Genomic DNA, 19,745 nt, shown 5'->3' with positions numbered 1-19,745 from the left:
TCCCGCCGCCTGCCGCACATAGACGACCACTTACCGCAGGTGTGACTCCGCACACAGGAAATGTGTATGTGCACCTACCACTGTTGTGACTACCCTCACAAACAAGGGTGGTCACAAAAGCGCGATCATCCGCGAAGTGCGGTCGCCCTCTGACACGGGCGAGAAACACCGATGTAAGGGAGTTGTCCTAGATGCCTACGGAAGCGACAGAGAAGCCAGGAAAGGCAGAAAAGGCTCTGCATTCGACGTACCCGCCCAGTGCAGAGTTCGTCGCGCAAGCTAATGGAGGCCCCGATCTCTATGGCGAGGCGGACAAGGACCGAGACGCATTCTGGGCCCAGCAGGCACAGCGGCTTCATTGGCACAAACCATTTACCGAAGTCCTCGACTGGTCAGATGCGCCAGTGGCGAAGTGGTTCGCTGACGGCAAGCTCAACGTCGCCTATAACTGCGTCGACCGGCATGTGGAAGACGGCTACGGTGACCAGGTCGCGATCCATTGGGAGGGTGAGCCGGGCGACACCCGCACACTCACCTACAGCGACTTGCTCAGCCTGGTATCGAAGGCGGCAAATTACCTGACCGAGATCGGCCTGCAGCCTGGCGACCGCGTCGCGATTTACATGCCGATGGTTCCTGAAGCGATCGCTTCGATGCTCGCCTGTGCGCGCCTCGGCCTCACCCACTCAGTAGTATTCGCAGGCTTCTCGGCCAGTGCGCTGCGCTCTCGCATCGACGACGCCGAGGCGAAGCTCGTCATCACCACGGACGGGCAGTTTCGCCGAGGCAAACCTGCTCCGCTGAAGGCATCCGTGGACGACGCGATCGGTGGGGAGTCCCCGGCGCCGTCCGTGCAGAATGTTCTTGTCGTACGGCGCACTGGTGAGGAAATCCCGTGGCAAGAGGGTCGCGACGTATGGTGGCACGACACCGTCGAGCGTGCCTCCGACAAACATGAAGCCGAGGCGTTTGACGCGGAGCACCCGCTTTTCTTGCTCTACACGTCGGGTACCACAGGCAAGCCGAAGGGGATCCTCCACACAAGCGGCGGCTACCTCACCCAAGCGTCCTACACGCACAACTACGTTTTCGACCATAAGCCTGGCAAGGACGTCTACTGGTGCACGGCTGACATCGGCTGGGTAACCGGCCACACCTACATCGTCTACGGGCCATTATCCAACCGCGCTACCCAGGTGGTGTACGAGGGGACACCAAACTCCCCGAACGAGCATCGCCATTTCGAGGTCATCGAAAAGTACGGCGTCAGCATCTACTACACCGCACCGACGCTCATCCGGACCTTCATGAAGTGGGGCCGTGAGATTCCAGATGCTCACGACCTGACGTCGTTGCGCCTGCTCGGCACAGTAGGCGAGCCGATCAACCCTGAGGCGTGGCGCTGGTACCACGAGGTATTCGGCGCTGGCCGGTGCCCGATCGTGGACACCTGGTGGCAGACTGAGACTGGCGCGATCATGATTTCTCCGCTTCCCGGCGTGACCGATTGCAAGCCTGGTTCCGCAATGGCGCCACTCCCTGGTATCTCGATGCAGATCGTCGACGATGACGCGAAGCCTGTGAAGCTCGGCGAAACCGAGGCGAATGGCTACCTTGTCATCGATAAGCCCTGGCCGGCGATGCTGCGCGGCATCTGGGGTGACATGCAGCGCTTCAAAGACACCTACTGGTCGCGTTTCGCTGAGCAGGGCTACTATTTCGCAGGCGACGGCGCGAAACTCGATGAAGACGGCGCCGTGTGGGTTCTCGGCCGGGTGGATGACGTCATGAATATCTCGGGCCACCGCATCTCCACCGCAGAAGTCGAGTCGGCACTGGTTGGGCACGCAGCCGTTGCAGAGTCGGCCGTCATCGGCGCTACCGACGCGACCACGGGACAAGCGATCGTCGCGTTCGTCATCCTGCGCCAGGGCGTCGAGAACACCGGCGACGCACTCGTCGCCGATCTCCGTGCAGCAGTCGCACAGGACATCGGCCCCATTGCAAAGCCCCGCGACATCTACATTGTTCCTGAGCTCCCGAAGACTCGAAGCGGCAAAATCATGCGCCGCCTGCTCCGCGACGTCGCAGAGGGACGCCAGCTCGGCGACACCTCCACGCTGGTCGATCCCGCGGTTGTGGAGTCACTGCGGGGACAGTAGCCACCGAGATCAAATGCTGTCACTGGGCGCGTGCCAGCGGTCCCAATGTTCCTTGTGGGACCGAAGGTACGCGCCCGGCCGGTAGTGGGTGTCGTAGAACTCCGTGTCAAGGTGCACTGCCTGCACGTAACCGGTCAGGACCACTGTCGTGAATGTGCCGGGGAAACGACCGTACTTGTCGTAAATGTACTGTGCCACCTCACTCAAGCAGGCTACGAACTCGTCGCTGTACGGCTCGACGCTGCCTTTGATCCCGGCGGTATCGTTCCACGGTCCTTGGGTTGTGGGATCGTACGCGCCTCCGGGCCCGAACTTGCGCTGCACGAACTCTTCGACGGCAGCCCGCATATCTGGGTAATAGGGCGGGCACAGCGTCTCGTAAACACCATCAAGTCCGACGGGGTTCGGCAAGGGCCCGTGCTCGTTTCGCACGAAGCGGAAGCCCAGACCTTCGATGCCCTGAGCTGCGAATGCGCCTAACACACTCCAGCGATTCAGACCGGCGAGGAAAAGACCGCCCAAGCCCATCGCCTGCATCGTCAGCATGATGTTGTGGCCCATAAAACTGAGTTCCGCGCAGTTACCCTCGTAAGCGATTTGTTGCAGCACGGAGAGAGGAGTGGGGTTGTTCTCGTCGAGCAGCCCGCTACGGACGAATTGGGCAAGGTTTCCGGCCGGGCAGCCTGCCTCATCATCGACGATGAAGTTCCCGTTGGCCAGGAGCATCGCCAGCAGAACCAGAACCTGCTCACTCGCATCACCAACGGGCATGAACAACGTCGAACCCGGAGCGTTGGCCATCCACAGGTTGGGTGGCAGCATGTGTGGTGACTTCGCGGGCAGATCAAGTCGTTTATCCGACAGCTTGGTCGTGTGCTTCTCACACACGTCGACGATCCGCCTGGCGCCCTCAGCACCGCCCTCACCGAATTCCTGCACCGCTTCAGGCTGGCTGTCTCGGGTATTCGTCACATATGTGCCGTCATCGTCGGTGAAGAAGAGTACTGGCGTACCTGATCCGGCGGCGGTCGGCGTAGTACGGCCAGTGAACCGCTGCGAGTAGTGCGCGTACGAGTTCGGGTGATCGGGGCCGAACGGAACACCGAAACTCCAGCCCGTCATCCCTGTCCCGGCCGCGATCAGCGTGGCGCGTTCAAGCGGGGTCAGCGGCACAGCTTCAGAGCTCGAGTGGAACGCTGTCGGCCCTGACGGAATCGTCATGCCCACACCAAAGCGACGCGAGCGCCGACCGTACATCGCTTCCAGAAGGGGGAACTCTGTCAGCCCCTCCAGCGGATCTGATTTCGCTCTGTACTCCATGTCACCGCACCTCTTTCGACCGTCTCCGCCGTCGCTGCGCTATGGACAGCGGGTGATACGGACATAATGCGCGCTCGCGCCCAGGCGGGACCAGTGAAAGACTTGTACCGGCAGCAGCCGACGAACAGCAGGGCGGTGCGAAGATGCCAGACGACGGATACGGCCAGTTCTGTCCGGTAGCAAAAGCAGCCGAGGTGATCGATCAGCGGTGGACTGTGCTTGTTCTTCGCGAGTTGGTTGCCGGTAGTTCCAGGTTCAATGACATCCATCGCGGGGTACCTCGAATGTCTCGGACGCTGCTGGCTAGACGGCTCCGCCAACTCGCAGCTGGTGGAATAGTGGCCAGGAAAGAGGGTGCGGACGGGCCCGAATATAAACTGACGGAAGCCGGCAGTCAGTTCCGCTCAATCATCGATGCACTCGGCCATTGGGGAATCCGCTGGATAGATTCACTTGCCGACGCGGACTTCGACCCCGCTTTTCTGCTTTGGGATATGCACCGCAAAGTCGACACCAGCGCATTACCAGACCGCCGAATAGTGCTCGAAATCAATTTTCACGACATCCCCGGCGAGCTACGCAACTGGTGGCTCGTGCTGCAGCAGTCCCAAGTTGACGTATGTCAGCACGATCCTGGTTTTGGTACTGACGTGACCTTGAAAACCGGGATACGGGACTTTATCCGCGTCTGGCGCGGCGAAGTAGCCTGGGCTGACGCCGTGTGTGCAGGAGAGCTCGAGGTAGTAGGCCCGAGAGCGCTACGGCGGGCCGTGCCTGATTGGTTCCGCGACCGGCCGTTCTTATCCTCCGCCCGTTCGGCGCGTTAACGCCGATCTCCGCCCATCTGCTGCGAGATCTGAATAACGTGGCAACATAGGCCAAGAGAAGATGCCACGGCCGACTTACCACGAAATGACTATAAGGAGTGGACGTGACCTCCAAAGACCGCAGCAATGGGCGCTTTACCGGTGACGGGGTGCCACGCACTGTGGCTTCGATTCCGCTTTCGGACGCTGATGCCCGCCAGCCCGGGCAGCACGTGAGTATCGGAGAGCTGGTGAAGGAAGCGACGACACACGTGTCGACGCTGTTCCGGGCAGAGGTCGAACTCGCGAAGTCTGAAGTCACCAGCGAGGTAAAGAAGGGCGTCAAGGGCAGCATCTTCTTCGTTGTCGCTGGCGTGATTCTGTTGTTCAGCTTGTTCTTCTTTTTCTTCTTCGTTGCAGAACTCCTCGACACTTGGGTTTCCCGCTGGGCGGCGTTCCTGATCGTCTTCGGCATCATGGTCCTCGCCGCAGCCGTGTTCGGGTTGCTCGGCTATTTGCGGGTCCGGGCGATAAGGAAACCTGAGCATACGATTGAATCAGTCAAGGGGTTGTCGGAAGTGCTTCCGGGCAGCGCCAGCAGCAGCGTGGACCGTCAACTGACGGCAGCGAAACGTATTGAATAGGCTGAAGAGCCAAGACTCATAACACTATTGGAGGGCCACGGATGGTTGCGCCCGATCCGTCGCGTGTCCGATTCGACGGACCGTGGACACATCGAGATGTCCATGCCAACGGGATACGATTCCACATCGCAGAGGCAGGGCCAGCGGATCCGGAAGCACCGACTGTGCTGTTCTTACACGGCTTTGGTGAATTCTGGTGGACGTGGCGCCATCAGCTCCGTGCCCTTTCCGACGCTGGTATCAGAGCCATCGCCGTCGACCTTCGCGGCTACGGTGACACAGACAAACCACCCCGTGGCTACGACGGTTGGACGCTAGCCGGAGATGCTTCGAGTTTGATCCGCGCTCTGGGTCTTAACCGGGCGACGCTCGTCGGGCATGCCGAGGGCGGTCTCGTCTGCTGGGCGACGGCGAATCTCCACCCCCGTCAGGTCGCATCGATCGCGGTGATCAGTTCTCCGCACCCCATGTCGGTGAAGCGGGCCGCACAACGTGACCCCTATCAGCGCAGAGCGTTGCTGCGCGCCCTACTCCCCTTCCAGCTTCCGTGGCTGCCAGAACGCGCGCTGGTGCGCGACGACGGCCAGCGCGCGGAGGAGATCTTGCGCGCCCGCGGTGGCGCTGCATGGCTTCGTTCAGACGAGTTCCGCGAGGTCGCGCAACACGCGCGTATGGCGGTGCAGATTCCCGGCGCTGCGCATTGTGCGCTTGAGTACCACCGGTGGGCTTTCCGCAGCCAGTTCCGCCCGGAGGGTCGTAGATTCTTCAAAGCCATGAATCGGGTGGTGCACGTACCGGTCCTTCAGATTCACGGCTCCGCTGACCCGTTCATCCTCGCAGGGACGCTCTACCGGGACAGGAAGTGGGCGCCGCGGCGCGAACTGCACATGGTGTACGGGGCGGGCCACTTCGTCCACGAAGAGGCCCCACACCAGGTGAGTGAGCAGATCATCAAATTCGCCGAATCACACGCACGCCCCAGTCCCTACGGCACTGAAGGCTGACATCGCTGCGTTCAGGTGCGGCGCGACCTCCCTGTTGGTCAGGACGAAGCCGGTTTCAGGGTCATCGGATGCCGCACCGAACACAACACCGAGGGCAGTCCCGTCGGATGTGATGAGTGGCCCGCCGGAGTTACCCTGCCGGATAGTCCCCCGCACCGTGTACACCTCACGGTTGACGGTGCTGCGCTGGTAGATATCGGGACCGGTCAGGTCAAGGACATCCCGGACGCGCACTGAGTTGGCGGTGTATGGCCCGCCCCCTGGATAACCGACGACGATTGCGTCTGTGCCGCGCGGCACGAGGTCATCGACGAAGGACAACGGCGCCCCCGGTAAACCGGGCACCCGAAGAACAGCAATATCCACACTGGGGTCAAAGATGACAACGGAGGCATCAAAGACTCCGTCCAGCGTTTCGATGGTCACGCCCTCTGTACCTGCCACAACGTGCGCGTTCGTCATGACAAGTTCAGGAGCGATGATGATGCCGCTGCCTTCCAGGGATTTGAGGCAGGACTGCGCCGTCCCTCGCACCCGCGGAATGCTGCGCTGCACCTCGGTCACAACCGGCGCGTACGCGAGGTCACCATCTGGCGGGTCGACCGGTGAGACGGGCGTGCGCGCGAACGGCCCGAGGACGTCAGGGAGACCGGACGTATCAATGAGTGCGGCAAACTCGCGCGGAATGTCCCTCAGCCATGGCGGTGCGACTGTGTCCACTTCGGTCAAGACAGCGGAACCGCGCACCGCTGCCGCCACGTCGGGCCGCCCCGATGCCGACAACGGCACCGCAAGCAGGTAAGCGGCGACAAGGATGGCGATAGCCTGGAAGATCGCACCGACCATACTGTCGATCAGGTGCAGCAGCTTCGCGCGCAACAAACCGCGCGCCGTGCGCCCGACCACCATTCCGCACACCTCGCCGATAACAACGAGGATGACGATCAGGGTGATGCCGAGCAACAACCGTCCGACCTGATCATCAATGAACACAATGACGTGTGGGGCGAGCATGATGCCGAAGATCGCACCGAGCACCACCCCGACGAATGCAAGACCGGAAGCCAGCGCACCATGGCGCCACCCGGATATCGCGGCGAGCAAGACACCGATCAGCAGGATCAGGTCGATCCACTGTGAACCCGTCACCTGCCGCGTACCTCCATGCCGTATTCAGCGAGAGTCGTTTCCATGTCTCTCACATCTGATTCATCCCAGGGTTTCTCCCACCCTGACACCGTCAGCATTCCGGCAAGTAAGCCCGCCGTAAAACCCCAGATAAGCATGCCGTCTGTCAAGAAGGCTGGTGACTCATAGCCGAACTCGGCGTGGCGGAGCACAAACCTGTTTTCAGGCTCGATCAATTCGTGTACCGGAACCCGGGCTACCCGAGACGCTTCGCTGGGGTCGACTACCGATACGGGACTAGGTTTTGGCCAGTACGCAAGGACAGGTGTCACATCGAAGCCCGACGGTGGAATGTATATCCGCGGCAGAAGCACAAGGGGCCGAACGCCGACCGGGTCGAGCCCAGTCTCTTCCTGTGCCTCGCGTAACGCAGTGACGATTGGATTCCCGTCTTCCTCGTCGGCAGCGCCCCCCGGGAACGCTACCTGTCCACGATGCTGACGCATCGTCGATGCGCGCTGGGTGAGGAGGACGTCGGCGCCGTCCGGCAGCCCGCCAGGCGTGACTGGGTCGGCCTTCTCGGGCCCCGCGAAAAGCATGAGAACGGCGGCGTGGCGCGGTGTGACGTCGTCAGGAGCGCTCAGCATCAACCGAGGGTGCGCATCCATAGACATCTGACAAACTTTCCGCAGCCACTCGGGTGGCTCGCCAAGCTGGATCCCCGGCTCCGCACCCCAAGAGCGCCCTGTGCTCCCCGAACTCACTGTGCTCCCCCTAGCGCCTCAGTCACCGCGTCCGCGATCTCACTCGCACTCGTAAATGGCACCGCGAGAATCCTTGCCAGCGTGCCATCTGCGCGCAGCACGATAGTGACGGGGAGGACGTTGGGCGCACCAAGTAGCCCGGCGACTGTGCCACTTCCGTCCTGTACCCCGGGGAGATCCACCCCATACTCTGTGAGTTTCAGCAATGCGTTGCGCTCATTCGGATCGCGATGAACCGTCAGCACGGTGACCGAATCACCAACGCTGTCCGCGTACTCCTGGAGGGCCGGTAGTTCCTCCGCGCAGGGCGCGCACCAGTAGGCCCACACATTGATCACGGCGGGTTTGCCAGCGAGCACGCTACTGAGGTCAACGCGGGTGCCATCGCTGAGACAACCCAGCTGAAGCCCGGCCAGAATTTCGAGCGCGCTGCCAGCCGGCCATCGCGCTGGAGGGCTCGCCACAGGCTCCGGGCACGGCATCAAGTTCGCATCCAGCCGAGGACCCGCGAGCGCTTCAGGGGTGTCTTGATCCCGGCGTTCAGGCTGTTCCGTCGCAGTTCCAGGCATCACACTGACCGCCACCTCGTCTTCACCGCTACGCGGCCAGATTGCGACAATCAGCGCCACCACAACCACGAGCGCTGCAACCGCCCCGCGACGTCCAGGGGTCACGAAACGCCTTTCCGCGCGAGCGCCACGAGGTGTTCGGTCTCAGGTCCGCGCACTAGGGCTGCCGCTTCCTCCAAATCGGTCGGCCCTTCCCCAAAGGATGGGCAATCACGCGCCAGCACGCAGGCGCCACATGCGGGCCTACGGGCATGACACACGCGGCGGCCGTGAAAGATCACGCGGTGGGATAGCAGTGTCCACTCTTTCTTCTCGATCAAGTCAGCAACTGCGAATTCAACCTTCACCGGATCAGTTTCGGCCGTCCACCCCCAGCGCCGAACCAAACGGCCAAAATGAGTGTCGACAGTAAGACCCGGAACGCCGAAAGCGTTGCCGAGAATGACATTAGCTGTCTTCCTCCCCACACCGGGCAGGGTGACGAGCTCATCGAGTGTGTGGGGAACCTCACCGTCGAACTTTTCGACGAGCCCCTGCCCCAGCCCCATCAATGAGGTCGCTTTGTTGCGGTAGAAGCCGGTGGGGCGGATGAACTCTTCGAGCTCCGTCCGGCTCGCTTCTGCATAGTCACGTGCTGACTGATACCGGGCAAACAAGGCCGGGGTGACTTCGTTTACGCGTTTATCAGTGCACTGGGCCGACAATATGGTCGCGACCGCGAGCTCCAGCGGTGTCTGAAAGTCCAGCTCACACCACACTTCTGGAAAGGCTTCGGACAGAGTGCGGTTCATCCGCCGGGCACGGCGCACCAGCCCGAGGCGAGTCTCTTCTCCGCGGCGTGCCGCGCGGCGCCGTGGGCGCGGCGAGCGCACGGATTTCTTGTCTGCCTGGGGGTCCGCGGGCGGGGTCACTGGATCGTTAGCGGCATTAGATGACGACAGTGTGGCGGGCTTAGACACCACTCCAGGGTACGGAGTGGTAGTCAAAGGGACATCTAATCGACTGCGCGTTCGTTGCCGTTCTGAGATATTTTCAGGGTTAACTAAGCACATGCAAGGGCTAGCGGTGCTATTGATCCCTGTGCTGCTGATGTTCCTCTCGATGGGGCTCGACCGGATCGAGCACTTCCTGTGCAACCGCCCATCGGAGGGGCCACGCGCTGAGGATTCGGATGCAGGCGCACGGTCTGCCGTGGGATCCCTTCCTGCGCAAGAAGACCGCGCGCAATCGCCTGATGCGGACGATTTCCGGTCTTCGGCAGCGTGATCCGAGCTGCCAGCTTGGTATTCGGGGCTCACATTGTGCAGAATCAGAAGGTAACAAGTGGTTCGTGCCACACGTTGCATCGCGTTGCATCGGGCGGATCGGCAACATTCCCCCCGAAGAGAGAGACAAGGTGTGACGCATACCACTACAGTGAGTGTGGGCGCAGGACCGGTGACGGTGCGCTGTGCCCGCAAACTGCTTGATGCCGTCGCATGAACAGTGTCGGCGCCGAACGAGTTCCCGAAGGAGCCCATGTGGACGAGGTCCTGGCCAGAGCCGGAATCTTTCAGGGAGTAGACCCCTCAGCCGTTGCTGCGCTCGCACAGCAGCTGCAGCCTGTGGACTTCCCACGTCAGCACGTCATCTTCAATGAGGGCGAGCCAGGCGACCGTCTGTACATCATCGTCAACGGAAAAGTGAAGATTGGGCGCCGCTCGCCGGATGGTCGGGAGAACCTGCTGGCGATCATGGGGCCGTCCGACATGTTCGGCGAGCTCTCGATCTTCGACCCAGGTCCCCGGACATCAAGTGCCACCACCGTCACTGAGGTGCGCGCGGTGAGCATGGACCGCGATGCACTGAAAGAGTGGATCGCGCAGCGTCCGGAAATCGCTGAGCAACTGCTCAGGGTTCTGGCGCGGCGGCTGCGCCGCACCAACAACAACCTGGCTGATCTCATCTTCACGGATGTTCCTGGTCGCGTAGCGAAGGCACTGTTGCAACTAGCACAGCGCTTCGGCACCCAGGAAAACGGTGCGCTGCGCGTGACGCACGACCTTACTCAGGAAGAGATCGCGCAGCTCGTGGGCGCTTCACGTGAAACCGTGAACAAAGCGCTGGCAGATTTCGCGCACCGCGGCTGGCTGCGCCTCGAAGGCAAAAGCGTCCTCATCTCCGACTCGGAGCGACTGGCTCGCCGAGCACGCTGACCCAGACAGCAAATGGCCTGCGACGGCACCAACCGCGCCAGCGCGGTCAGCCCTCGCAGGCCATTTTTCGACTGCGTGAAGCCTAGCCTAGGGTCGGCCAGCCTCGCCGTTATCGGCACCAGCAGCAGGATCGGCTGGAAGCCCCTGCTGGACCCGAAGAACCTTGATCAATTCGTTTACGATCGTGATCGAGGATTCGGGGAGCCCCGCCAGGCGGTGGGCGGCCTCGTGGATCGTTCGATCAGCCTGCAGCCGCATCATGTCGATGTCTTCCCGGTTGCGGCGTCGGCCCGCATCCTCCAGGAAGTAACGCACGTCCACACCGAAGGCCGCGGCGATGCCCTCCACTGTCCGAAACGAGGGCGTACGCGCCTTCCCTGACCGCAGCTGGCTCAGATATGACTCACCCAGCTTGTAGCCCAGCTCAGTTGACTTCCTCGCAATGGCCGAACCCGTATACCGACGGCCGCTCGGATCAGGGACGCTTCGGAACAGCTCCTCCAGCCGCTCAGCAAAGAGTCCGCGGTCCCCCGGACCGGCCGGATCGCGGTCATCCATTGCGTGCTGCAGGCGCTCCGCATTTCGCTCCGTTGTCACGCTCTGCTCACTCATAACTCCCCGCTCCGTAGTCGCATGGCGTTCTGGCAGAACCGCACGTTGTCTTCCCCTCCCGCGGCGTCGCCCTCCCACGGAGGCCACGGGACGAAGTCGCTACCGGCCTGGCCGGCAGGGTTCTGCACTTGGGTCCACAATCTGACTCATTCCGCACCCAGATCTACCGTTATCCGGTAGCTTAGTACGGCTGTCCGATTCACGCGCGCTGGCGAAGGTACGTCAGCTGCACCCGGACCGAGGCTTCGGCCGCGGGCCACAGGTGCTGGCCCACATCCGAATAGACGTGCTCGACGACCTCCCTGGCCGTTACGTCCTCTCCGAGAACTCGGAGAGCTGCCCGGATCTGCTCGAGCCGCTCCTCGCGGTGCGCTTTGTACTCGAGTGCAACTGCGGCGACATCTGCAGTTTCTGGCCCGTGACCTGGGAGTCCGATGACGCCTGGCCCTAGATTGAGGATCCGCTCTAGCGTTTCTAGGTACGCTCCGAGGTCTCCGTCGTAGGCGTCGAGCACCGTCGTACCCCGGCCGAGAATCGTGTCGCCAGTCAACAGCGCGCGTTCGCCCGATACGTCTGCTGTGAACATCATCGAATCCGCTGTGTGGCCTGGCGCACTCAAGACCTCGATAGTGAGACCTGAGACATCAATACGTTCGCCTGCCGCGAGCGGAGGTGAATCGCGACAGTCGTCAGGTCTTAATCCCCGCACCGGTGCCTGCACGAGTCGCGCCAGTGAGTCGATTCCTTCCGTATGGTCGATATGGCGATGCGTGATCAGCACTAAATCCACAGGCCCTGCAGACGCAACGCGCCGTAGGTGAGCCTCGTCATCGGGCCCAGGGTCGACAATCACGCAGCCTGGTGAATCTGGCGCCCGCAAGATCCAGGTATTCGTCCCGTCGAGCGTCATGTATCCGGGGTTTTCCGCCAGCGCCACCGACGCGAAGGCCGAAACTTCGCGGATGGCGCCGTACGCGGGGTGCTCGAGAGTCATCACTTGTCACTGTACGACGGCGTCACTGCGGCCGGTAGGTTGAAGAGATGCGAATCGGGCTTGTAGGCGCTGGACCGTGGGCAATACACACGCACGCACCGGCTTTGGCTGCGCATCCCGGTGTGCAGTTCACTGGCCTGTGGGCACGGCGCCCCGACGCGGCCCGCGGTACCGGAATACGGGCGTTCGGCTCATTCACCGCACTGCTCGACGAGAGCGATGCCGTCGCGTTCGCGGTGCCGCCGGCAATCCAGGGCGCCCTGGCGCCACTGGCCGCACAGCGCGGTAAGCACCTCATACTCGAGAAGCCACTCGCGGACACCATGGACGCTGCACGACACATCGCTGACACTGCTAGCGAGCACGGGGCGCGGACGATCATGTTCCTAACGCGGAGGTTCGCACCCGAAACCCGCCTCTTCCTGGACCAGGCACAGGGCGGTGACTGGTCGGCGGGAGATGCGATGTGGCTGTCCGGAGCGCTGCTTGGCGGGCCTTTTGCGGCCTCCCAGTGGCGTCGCGACGGGGGCGCACTCCATGACGTCGGACCGCACGTTATCGACGTCATCGATGCTGCGCTCGGGCACGTTGACGGGGTGCTGTCTGCTCATCATGAGCCGCGCACCGACACCTGGATGATCACGCTGAGCCATCGTCCCCCACCTGGAGAGCCCGACTCATACCCTGCGCGTCTGAGTTCCCTCACCCTTTCGATGCGCACTCCAATCCAGCCGTCACGGCTCCGGGTGACTGTCCACGGGCAAAGCGGTGTCGCTGAGCTGAGCACTCGGGAAACTTCCCCGCTGGACTGCTACCAGACAATGCTTGACGAGTTCCTCGAGTCCTGTGCTCTCAGAACTGAACACGCTTGTTCCGCCACGCGCGGCGTACACCTTCAGTGGGTCATCGAGGCTATTCTGCGCGCCACCGAATAGTGAAATAACTGAGCAATGCTTTATACGCGAGTACGCTGCCGTCATGGACTTCACGCCGTCGAGCCTCACGTCCGAGTACCAGCGCCGCGTTGCGGAGTTCATCGATAGGGAGATCGCGCCGGTCGAGGCCCAGCACCTCGCGGAACTCCGCGACCGGGAAAATCCGTGGGTCGTGCTGCCGATCATCGATGAGCTCAAAGAAAAAGCGCGGAGCCAAGGGCTGTGGAACTTCTTTCTGCCGCCCGCCTATGCCAGCGAAAAAGGTCGTGAACTCGGGGGCCCCGGCTTCACGAACGCCGAGTACGCTCCCCTTGCCGAACTTATGGGCAGACACGTCATTGCGCCCGAGATCTTCAACTGCAATGCACCGGACACCGGCAATGCCGAGGTTTTGATTCACTATGGGTCCGCTCAGCAGAAAGAAGAGTGGCTGCAACCCCTCCTCGACGGTCAGATACGGTCGGCGTTCTGCATGACTGAGCCCGATGTCGCGTCCTCTGATGCCACCAACATGACCGCGACCGCAGTGATAGAGGGCGACGAAGTTGTCATCAACGGCAGGAAATGGTTCTCAACCGGAATCGGCCACCCCCGCTGCCGATTCGTCATCTTCATGGGCCTCACCGACGCGGACGCGGATAGGCACTCTCGTCACTCGATGGTAATCGTGCCAGTGGGAACGCCGGGTATGACAGTTGACCGCATGCTCAGCGTATTCGGCTACTTCGACGAGCCATACGGCCACGGCGAAGTCAGCTTCACGAACGTGCGTGTTCCAGTCACAAACATCATCGCTGGTCCGGGCCGCGGATTTGAGATCGCGCAGGGCAGACTCGGCCCCGGCCGGATCCACCACTGCATGCGCCTGATTGGGCTCGCTGAACGCACACTCGAAATCGGCCTCGAACGCGCGACAACCCGAACAGCTTTCGGCAAACCGCTCGCGAATCTGGGCGGCAACCGGGAACGTATCGCGCGGGCCCGGATCGCCATCAATCAGGCGCGGCTGCATGTCCTGTATACCGCGTGGCTCCTCGACACCGCCGGTGCTTTTGGTGCCCTCTCCGAACTATCGCAGATCAAAGCCGTGGTGCCGCAAATGGCCCAGGACGTGGTGGATATGGTGATCCAGTGGCACGGCGCGGGCGGGCTCACAGAGGATCATCCGCTTGCTGGCGCGTACGCCGCAGCACGGTCACTGCGGCTCGCCGATGGGCCCGACGAAGTACACCTGGGCGTGGTTTCCCGAATCGAACTCGCGAAAGCACGTGCGCACGGAAGGAACTCGAAGTGAGCAAGAAGGCAGGCACGCAACCGCGCACGAACATTCTCATCACCGGCGCTAGTTCCGGCCTAGGTGAAGGTATGGCAAGGAAGTTCGCGGCGATGGGCCGCAATCTCGGCCTGTGCGCCAGGCGGACTGATCGCCTTGAGGCACTAGCGACGGAACTACGCACCGCATATCCTGGCATTCAGATCGTGGTCAAGACTCTCGACGTCAATGATCACGACAAAGTGTTTACGGTGTTCCGCGAAATCCAGGAGGAACTCGGCTCCCTCGACCGCGTCATCGCCAACGCGGGCCTCGGTAAGGGCCAGCCGCTGGGCACCGGCCATTTCGCCGCGAACAAGCAGACCGTGGAAACGAACGTCGTCGGACTGCTTGCGCAGTGCGAGGCCGCACTCGGGATCTTCCGGGCCCAGGGGTACGGCCATCTAGTGGTAGTTTCCTCCTTCAGCGCCCTGCGCGGCATGCGCGGCAACATCACTGCTTACGCAGCCAGCAAATCGGCGGCCGCATCGCTGGCTGAAGGCATACGTTCCCAGCACCTTGGCTCGCCGATCAAAGTGACTTCGCTGCTCCCTGGTTACATCGAATCAGAAATGACGGGCCGAGCAGGTAAAACCCCACTGCTCGCCTCAGCGGACAGAGGCGCCAATGCCCTTATTTCCGCTATCGAGCGGGAACCCGGCAAGGCCTATATTCCGCGGTGGCCGTGGGCCGCGCTGGCTCAAGTTATCCGGTTCGCACCCCTGTCAGTGGTAAGGAGGGTGGGGTGACGAATGATCGCGACGACGCCAGTCTCATCGACCAGCCAGCCGGTCTCAGAGAGGAAGATGCGTTCGATGCCGCCGCGGTGGGCGAGTGGCTCGCTGACCGAGTAGAGGGAGTCACGGGGGTGCCGGTCGTCCGTCAGTTCGCTGGCGGTGCATCGAATCTCACCTACCTGCTCTCGTACCCCGAGCGTGATCTGATCCTGCGCCGCCCGCCAGGCGGACACCGTGCCGCCTCGGCACACGATATGGACCGCGAATACCGCGTCCAGAAGGCAATTAAGCCGTCATTCCCCTACGTCCCCGAGATGCTGGCCTTCTGCGACGATGCGTCGCTGATCGGCACCGAGTTCTACGTAATGGAGCGCCTCGAGGGAATAATTCTTCGCAGAGATCTCCCGGAGGCCGTGCCGTCGAGCCCCGATCGGGTTCGCGCGCTCTGCACGGACGTTCTCGACCGTCTCGTCGAACTCCACCAGATCGACGTTCGCGCGGCCGGTCTCAGCGATCTGGGCCGCGGCGCCGGATACGTCCGCCGCCAAATCAGCGGGTGGTCCGACCGTTTCCGCCGCGCTCACACATCCAATGTTCCCGACTTTGAAGATGTGATGACGTGGTTGTCGAGCCACGCACCCGACGACGTCGCGACCTGTCTGATTCACAACGACTTCCGCTTCGACAACATTGTTTTTGATAACGCGGGGACGATGAATGTCATAGGCATTCTCGACTGGGAGATGGCCACGCTCGGTGATCCGCTGATGGAACTCGGCGCGACACTCGCATACTGGGTGCAGAGCGACGATGACGATGTCATGCAGCAGAGCCGTCGACAGCCGACTCACCTGCCCGGGATGCTGACGCGCGCAGAAGTAGTCGACTATTACGCTCAGAAGACTGGCCGTTCTGTCACAAACTGGAAGTTCTACGAGGTTTACGGGCTTTTCCGCTTAGCTGTGATCATTCAGCAGCTGTATCGGCGTTTCCATGACGGTGGCACACACAATCCGCTGTACAAAGATTTCTGGATCTTCACCGGATACTTGGAGTGGCGCTGTAAGGAAGCAATCAAGGAGGTGTGATGGGAACCATCTTCTTGGTCCGTCATGGCCAAGCATCATTCGGCACAGCCAACTACGACGCGCTTTCCGACCTTGGTGGCGAGCAGGCGAGAATCACGGGCGAAGAGCTTCGCCATCGCGCCGCGCACGTGACTCACATCGTCAGCGGATCGATGCAGCGGCAGCGAGACACGTCCCTGCACAGCGGATACGAGCCGGCCACCGATCCGCGCTGGAATGAGTACGACTTCGCCGACGTCATCCACCACCACGGTGAGCCAGACAGCGGGACGGCGGAAAGTCACGCCGATCGAATGTCATTTCAGAAACTTCTCGATGGAGCCCTGGACCGGTGGATTGCAGCCGGAAGGTCAAGCCCCTGCACAGAAACATGGGACCAGTTCACCGAACGCGTGGATAGCGCATTCGATGAACTGGTCCGCAATTCGGGTTCGGGTGTCCAGTCTGCAGCGTTCACCTCGGGCGGCGTGATTGCCGCGATCGCGGCGAAGCTCCTGGGCGACCGCGACCGTATATTCGTTCCGCTGCACCGTGTGTCCTGCAATGCAGGAATCACGAAGTTGATCAACGGTCGCTCAGGGGTGTCGCTCGTAAGCTACAACGAGCACAGTCACGTCGATGGCAAGCGCCTCTTCAGCTACCGCTGAGGTCAGCGACGGACCTGAACAATCATTTCGACCTCTACGGGAGCATCGAGGGGCAGTTCCGCGACACCCACAGCGCTCCGCGCGTGCTTTCCTGCTTCCCCGAATACCTCCCCGAGCAGTTCCGACGCGCCGTTGACGACCTGTGGCTGACCAGTGAAGCCCGGGCCAGACGCCACGAACCCGACTACTTTCACCACACGTTCGACAGCGTCGAGACCAACGAGCGCATCGATCGCCGCGAGGGCATTGAGGCCGCAGATCCGTGCCATTTCCTTCGCCTCCTCCGGTGCGACGTCCGTGCCGACCTTCCCCACCGCGGGTAACCCACCAGCTACTAGTGGAAGCTGGCCAGACGTGTACACGAAATCCCCAGCCTGAACTGCAGGAACATATGCGGCGACAGGGGGAACTACGGGCGGAAGCGTGAGGCCGAGTTCCTTGAGCCGCTCGAGGTACCCGCTCATTTGGCGCGCTTCAAGTAAGCCACGTGCTGTTCACCGGTGGGGCCAGGAAGGACGGTCACTAGTTCCCATCCATCTTCTCCCCACTGATCGAGGATCGCCTTAGTGGCGTGTGTGAGTAGAGGGACGGTTGCATATTCCCAGCGGGTGATCTCACTCATGTCTGTAAGCCTAGTCATAGGACACAGCGGCACACATCCTTATAAGCTCTGAAGCGTGCCTACCTCCGAATTATGGACCCACAAGGCAGCGAACGCCCGGCTGCACTTCGTCACCGGCAAGGGCGGAACGGGCAAGTCGACTGCGGCAGCGGCATTGGCGCTTACGCTCGCGGCTGGGGGGCGGCGTGTTCTCCTTGCGGAAGTTGAAGGCAGGCAGGGCATCGCGCAGCTCTTCGACATCCCGCCGCTGCCCTATGCGGAAACCAAGGTAGCCTCGGCCGACGGCGGCGGTGAGGTAAGGGCGCTCGCGATCGACATTGAGGCTGCGTTCCTCGAATACCTCGATATGTTCTACAACCTCGGCCTCGCTGGCAGGGCAATGCGCAAGGTCGGGGCAGTGGAGTTCGCCACCACCCTGGCTCCCGGTCTGCGGGATGTCATCCTCACCGGCAAGATCAAAGAGTGCGTAATCAGGCGTGAGAAAGATGGGCGGCCGACGTTCGACGCTGTCGTCGTGGACGCACCCCCGACTGGCCGTATCGGCACTTTCCTGGACGTCACGAAAGCCATGGCGGACCTTGCAAAGTCCGGTCCGATCCGAAGTCAGTCAGAAGGCGTTGTGAGGTTGCTGCACTCCGACGAGACTGTGGTCCACGTCGTGACGCTGCTCGAATCACTCCCCGTGCAGGAAAGCATCGATGCGATTGAAGAGCTGAGGGCCAAGGAACTGCGTATCGGGTCAATCATCGTCAACCGCACCAACAGCATGCATCTGCCTGAAGGAATGCTCGACGCTGCGGCCCAGGGTGAACTTGACCGGGACGCGGCGAGGGAAGGACTCAAGCGTGCCGGGCTGCGACTCAGCGATGAGGACTTCGACGGACTGCTGACTCAAGCGTCCGAGTATGCGATTCGCACTCAGGCTCAGAGGGAAAGCGCACGTGAACTCGAAGCCATCGACATTCCGCAACTCTCCCTGCCTACGCTGACCGAAGGTGTCGACCTCGGCGGACTGTACGAGCTCGCGGAAGCCCTAGCGAACCAAGGTGTGAAATGACGACTACGACAGCCGAACCTCCCACCACCCACACTGCGCCGCGCCTCAATATGGACGGAATCCTCTCCGATTCCGGCACCAAAGTCATCGTGTGCTGCGGCGCGGGCGGCGTCGGTAAGACAACGACTGCGGCGGCGCTCGCGCTGCGGGCGGCTGACATGGGCCGCACCGTCGTTGTGCTCACGATCGACCCTGCCCGGCGGCTCGCGCAGGCACTCGGCGTCGGCGAACTGGACAACACACCAAAAGAGGTACCGCTCGAGCACAGTGCAGGCAAGCTGTACGCGATGATGCTCGATATGCGGCGCACCTTCGACGAAATGGTGCAGGAGCACACCACACCAGAACGCGCTCAAGCTATTCTTTCGAGCCCCTTTTATCAAACGATTGCGTCCTCATTCTCCGGCACCCAGGAATATATGGCCATGGAGAAACTCGGCCAACTCGTCCAGAAGCGTGACTGGGATCTGGTGGTCGTTGATACCCCGCCGTCACGAAATGCACTCGATTTCCTCGATGCGCCGCAGCGCCTTGGCACGTTTCTCGACGGCCGGATGATGCGCCTTTTCCTGGCGCCGGGGCGGGGCATCGGACGCATGGTCACTGGTGCTATCAGCTTGGCGATGAAAGGCGTGTCCACCATCGTCGGGTCGGAGATGCTGTCGGACGCCTCACAATTCGTGCGGTCCCTTGACACCATGTTCGGTGGGTTTCGTGAACGCGCGAACCGCACCTACGAATTACTCCGCACACCTGGCACGCAATTCCTCGTCATCTCTGCGGCTGAGCCGGATCCTCTGCGCGAGGCATCATTCTTTGTAGATCGGCTCAGTAGCGAAAACATGCCACTCGCGGGCTTGATTCTGAATCGAACACATCCGACTCTTGCGTCGTTCAGTAGCGACCGAGCGCTGGCGGCAGCCGAAGAACTCGCTGAGGACAGCGCCGGTGAAGACGCGGTGACGGAGGCGCTCCTGCGAATTCACGCTGACCGAGCCCGAATTTCCAAGCGCGAACAGCATTTGCTGTCGCGATTCACGCATGCTCATCCGCGTGTCGCGATGACAACCGTCCGGTCACTTCCGTTTGAAGTGTCGGACCTCGACGCGCTGCGAAATGTAAGCGCCCAGATGAAGAATCCTGGCTAGC

At 61.8% G+C, this 19,745-nt stretch carries 22 protein-coding genes; 13 read left to right on the top strand and 9 right to left on the bottom strand.

Annotated elements, in window-relative coordinates; genetic code table 11:
- Positions 1-191: 191 nt before the first annotated feature.
- On the top strand, positions 192-2,162 hold the full coding sequence (gene acs / locus AS9A_RS01345; RefSeq protein ID WP_013805086.1) for an acetate--CoA ligase: 1,971 nt from the start codon (positions 192-194) through the stop codon (positions 2,160-2,162).
- A 9-nt stretch (positions 2,163-2,171) separates the two neighbouring features.
- Here acs and AS9A_RS01340 read toward each other — a convergent pair whose 3' ends face one another.
- Positions 2,172-3,482 (bottom strand): hypothetical protein, encoded by a 1,311-nt coding sequence (locus AS9A_RS01340; protein WP_013805085.1) that lies wholly within the window; start codon positions 3,480-3,482, stop codon positions 2,172-2,174.
- 143 nt (positions 3,483-3,625) lie between these two features.
- Between AS9A_RS01340 and AS9A_RS01335 the strand changes: the two genes are divergently transcribed.
- The 3 genes from AS9A_RS01335 (at position 3,626) to AS9A_RS01325 (ending at position 5,936) form a co-directional block, all read left to right on the top strand.
- On the top strand, positions 3,626-4,309 hold the full coding sequence (locus tag AS9A_RS01335; RefSeq protein ID WP_013805084.1) for a winged helix-turn-helix transcriptional regulator: 684 nt from the start codon (positions 3,626-3,628) through the stop codon (positions 4,307-4,309).
- Positions 4,310-4,407: 98 nt separating this feature from the next.
- On the top strand, positions 4,408-4,932 hold the full coding sequence (locus AS9A_RS01330) for a phage holin family protein (protein WP_041450772.1): 525 nt from the start codon (positions 4,408-4,410) through the stop codon (positions 4,930-4,932).
- A 41-nt stretch (positions 4,933-4,973) separates the two neighbouring features.
- Positions 4,974-5,936 (top strand): alpha/beta fold hydrolase, encoded by a 963-nt coding sequence (locus tag AS9A_RS01325; RefSeq protein ID WP_013805082.1) that lies wholly within the window; start codon positions 4,974-4,976, stop codon positions 5,934-5,936.
- On the opposite strand, the gene AS9A_RS01320 is transcribed toward AS9A_RS01325, so the two are convergent.
- From AS9A_RS01320 to nth, 4 genes are all read right to left on the bottom strand, one after another.
- Complete coding sequence (locus AS9A_RS01320) at positions 5,898-7,085, bottom strand: MarP family serine protease (RefSeq protein ID WP_013805081.1); 1,188 nt, start codon at positions 7,083-7,085, stop codon at positions 5,898-5,900. The two genes, AS9A_RS01325 and AS9A_RS01320, sit on opposite strands and share 39 nt — an antisense overlap.
- Entirely contained in the window at positions 7,082-7,711 is a 630-nt protein-coding gene (locus AS9A_RS01315) for an NUDIX hydrolase (protein WP_322786514.1), read from the bottom strand. Before AS9A_RS01315 ends, AS9A_RS01320 begins: the two co-directional genes overlap by 4 nt.
- 113 nt (positions 7,712-7,824) lie before the next feature.
- Positions 7,825-8,502, bottom strand: a complete 678-nt coding sequence (locus tag AS9A_RS01310) for a TlpA family protein disulfide reductase (RefSeq protein WP_013805079.1) — start codon at positions 8,500-8,502, stop codon at positions 7,825-7,827.
- Entirely contained in the window at positions 8,499-9,188 is a 690-nt protein-coding gene (nth, locus tag AS9A_RS01305) for an endonuclease III (RefSeq protein WP_083826639.1), read from the bottom strand. Before nth ends, AS9A_RS01310 begins: the two co-directional genes overlap by 4 nt.
- A 259-nt stretch (positions 9,189-9,447) precedes the next feature.
- Here nth and AS9A_RS01300 point away from each other — a divergent pair, with 259 nt between their 5' ends.
- Both AS9A_RS01300 and AS9A_RS01295 read left to right on the top strand, forming a co-directional pair.
- Complete coding sequence (locus tag AS9A_RS01300; protein WP_041450771.1) at positions 9,448-9,663, top strand: hypothetical protein; 216 nt, start codon at positions 9,448-9,450, stop codon at positions 9,661-9,663.
- Positions 9,664-9,917: 254 nt separating this feature from the next.
- Positions 9,918-10,592: a Crp/Fnr family transcriptional regulator gene (locus AS9A_RS01295; RefSeq protein WP_013805077.1), complete on the top strand. Its 675-nt coding sequence runs from the start codon at positions 9,918-9,920 to the stop codon at positions 10,590-10,592.
- An 87-nt stretch (positions 10,593-10,679) separates the two neighbouring features.
- On the opposite strand, the gene AS9A_RS01290 is transcribed toward AS9A_RS01295, so the two are convergent.
- Positions 10,680-11,150, bottom strand: coding sequence for a helix-turn-helix domain-containing protein (locus AS9A_RS01290; RefSeq protein ID WP_041451366.1), 471 nt, complete (start codon positions 11,148-11,150; stop codon positions 10,680-10,682).
- A 253-nt stretch (positions 11,151-11,403) separates the two neighbouring features.
- Entirely contained in the window at positions 11,404-12,198 is a 795-nt protein-coding gene (locus tag AS9A_RS01285; protein WP_013805075.1) for an MBL fold metallo-hydrolase, read from the bottom strand.
- 47 nt (positions 12,199-12,245) lie between these two features.
- On the opposite strand from AS9A_RS01285, the gene AS9A_RS01280 reads away from it, so the two are divergent.
- From AS9A_RS01280 to AS9A_RS01260, 5 genes are read left to right on the top strand one after another with little or no spacing between them, the layout of a single operon-like run.
- Positions 12,246-13,133, top strand: coding sequence for a Gfo/Idh/MocA family protein (locus AS9A_RS01280; protein ID WP_013805074.1), 888 nt, complete (start codon positions 12,246-12,248; stop codon positions 13,131-13,133).
- Positions 13,134-13,176: 43 nt separating this feature from the next.
- The gene (locus AS9A_RS01275) at positions 13,177-14,427 is read left to right on the top strand and encodes an acyl-CoA dehydrogenase family protein (RefSeq protein ID WP_013805073.1); all 1,251 of its coding nucleotides are present in this window, start codon (positions 13,177-13,179) and stop codon (positions 14,425-14,427) included.
- Positions 14,424-15,194: an SDR family oxidoreductase gene (locus AS9A_RS01270; protein ID WP_013805072.1), complete on the top strand. Its 771-nt coding sequence runs from the start codon at positions 14,424-14,426 to the stop codon at positions 15,192-15,194. Before AS9A_RS01275 ends, AS9A_RS01270 begins: the two co-directional genes overlap by 4 nt.
- Positions 15,191-16,270 carry a phosphotransferase family protein gene (locus tag AS9A_RS01265; protein ID WP_013805071.1) on the top strand — a complete coding sequence of 360 codons (1,080 nt, stop codon included), beginning with the start codon at positions 15,191-15,193 and terminating at the stop codon, positions 16,268-16,270. Before AS9A_RS01270 ends, AS9A_RS01265 begins: the two co-directional genes overlap by 4 nt.
- Positions 16,270-16,917, top strand: coding sequence for a histidine phosphatase family protein (locus tag AS9A_RS01260; protein ID WP_013805070.1), 648 nt, complete (start codon positions 16,270-16,272; stop codon positions 16,915-16,917). The genes AS9A_RS01265 and AS9A_RS01260 overlap by 1 nt, the downstream gene beginning before the upstream one ends.
- A 2-nt stretch (positions 16,918-16,919) precedes the next feature.
- On the opposite strand, the gene AS9A_RS01255 is transcribed toward AS9A_RS01260, so the two are convergent.
- A complete protein-coding gene (locus tag AS9A_RS01255; protein ID WP_013805069.1) occupies positions 16,920-17,381 on the bottom strand; it encodes a RidA family protein in 462 nt (153 codons plus the stop codon).
- Positions 17,378-17,539 (bottom strand): DUF4177 domain-containing protein, encoded by a 162-nt coding sequence (locus tag AS9A_RS01250; RefSeq protein WP_013805068.1) that lies wholly within the window; start codon positions 17,537-17,539, stop codon positions 17,378-17,380. Before AS9A_RS01250 ends, AS9A_RS01255 begins: the two co-directional genes overlap by 4 nt.
- A 55-nt stretch (positions 17,540-17,594) precedes the next feature.
- Between AS9A_RS01250 and AS9A_RS01245 the strand changes: the two genes are divergently transcribed.
- Together AS9A_RS01245 and AS9A_RS01240 are read left to right on the top strand one after the other, a co-directional pair.
- A complete protein-coding gene (locus AS9A_RS01245; protein WP_013805067.1) occupies positions 17,595-18,596 on the top strand; it encodes an ArsA-related P-loop ATPase in 1,002 nt (333 codons plus the stop codon).
- Positions 18,593-19,744: an ArsA family ATPase gene (locus tag AS9A_RS01240; protein WP_013805066.1), complete on the top strand. Its 1,152-nt coding sequence runs from the start codon at positions 18,593-18,595 to the stop codon at positions 19,742-19,744. Before AS9A_RS01245 ends, AS9A_RS01240 begins: the two co-directional genes overlap by 4 nt.
- The last annotated feature ends 1 nt before the right edge of the window (position 19,745 follow it).

Origin of the sequence: Hoyosella subflava DQS3-9A1 (genome assembly GCF_000214175.1) — a bacterium.
Lineage (GTDB): Bacteria > Actinomycetota > Actinomycetes > Mycobacteriales > Mycobacteriaceae > Hoyosella > Hoyosella subflava.
Note: the sequence above shows the minus strand (reverse complement) of the source record. Positions and strands in the feature narration are given on the sequence as shown.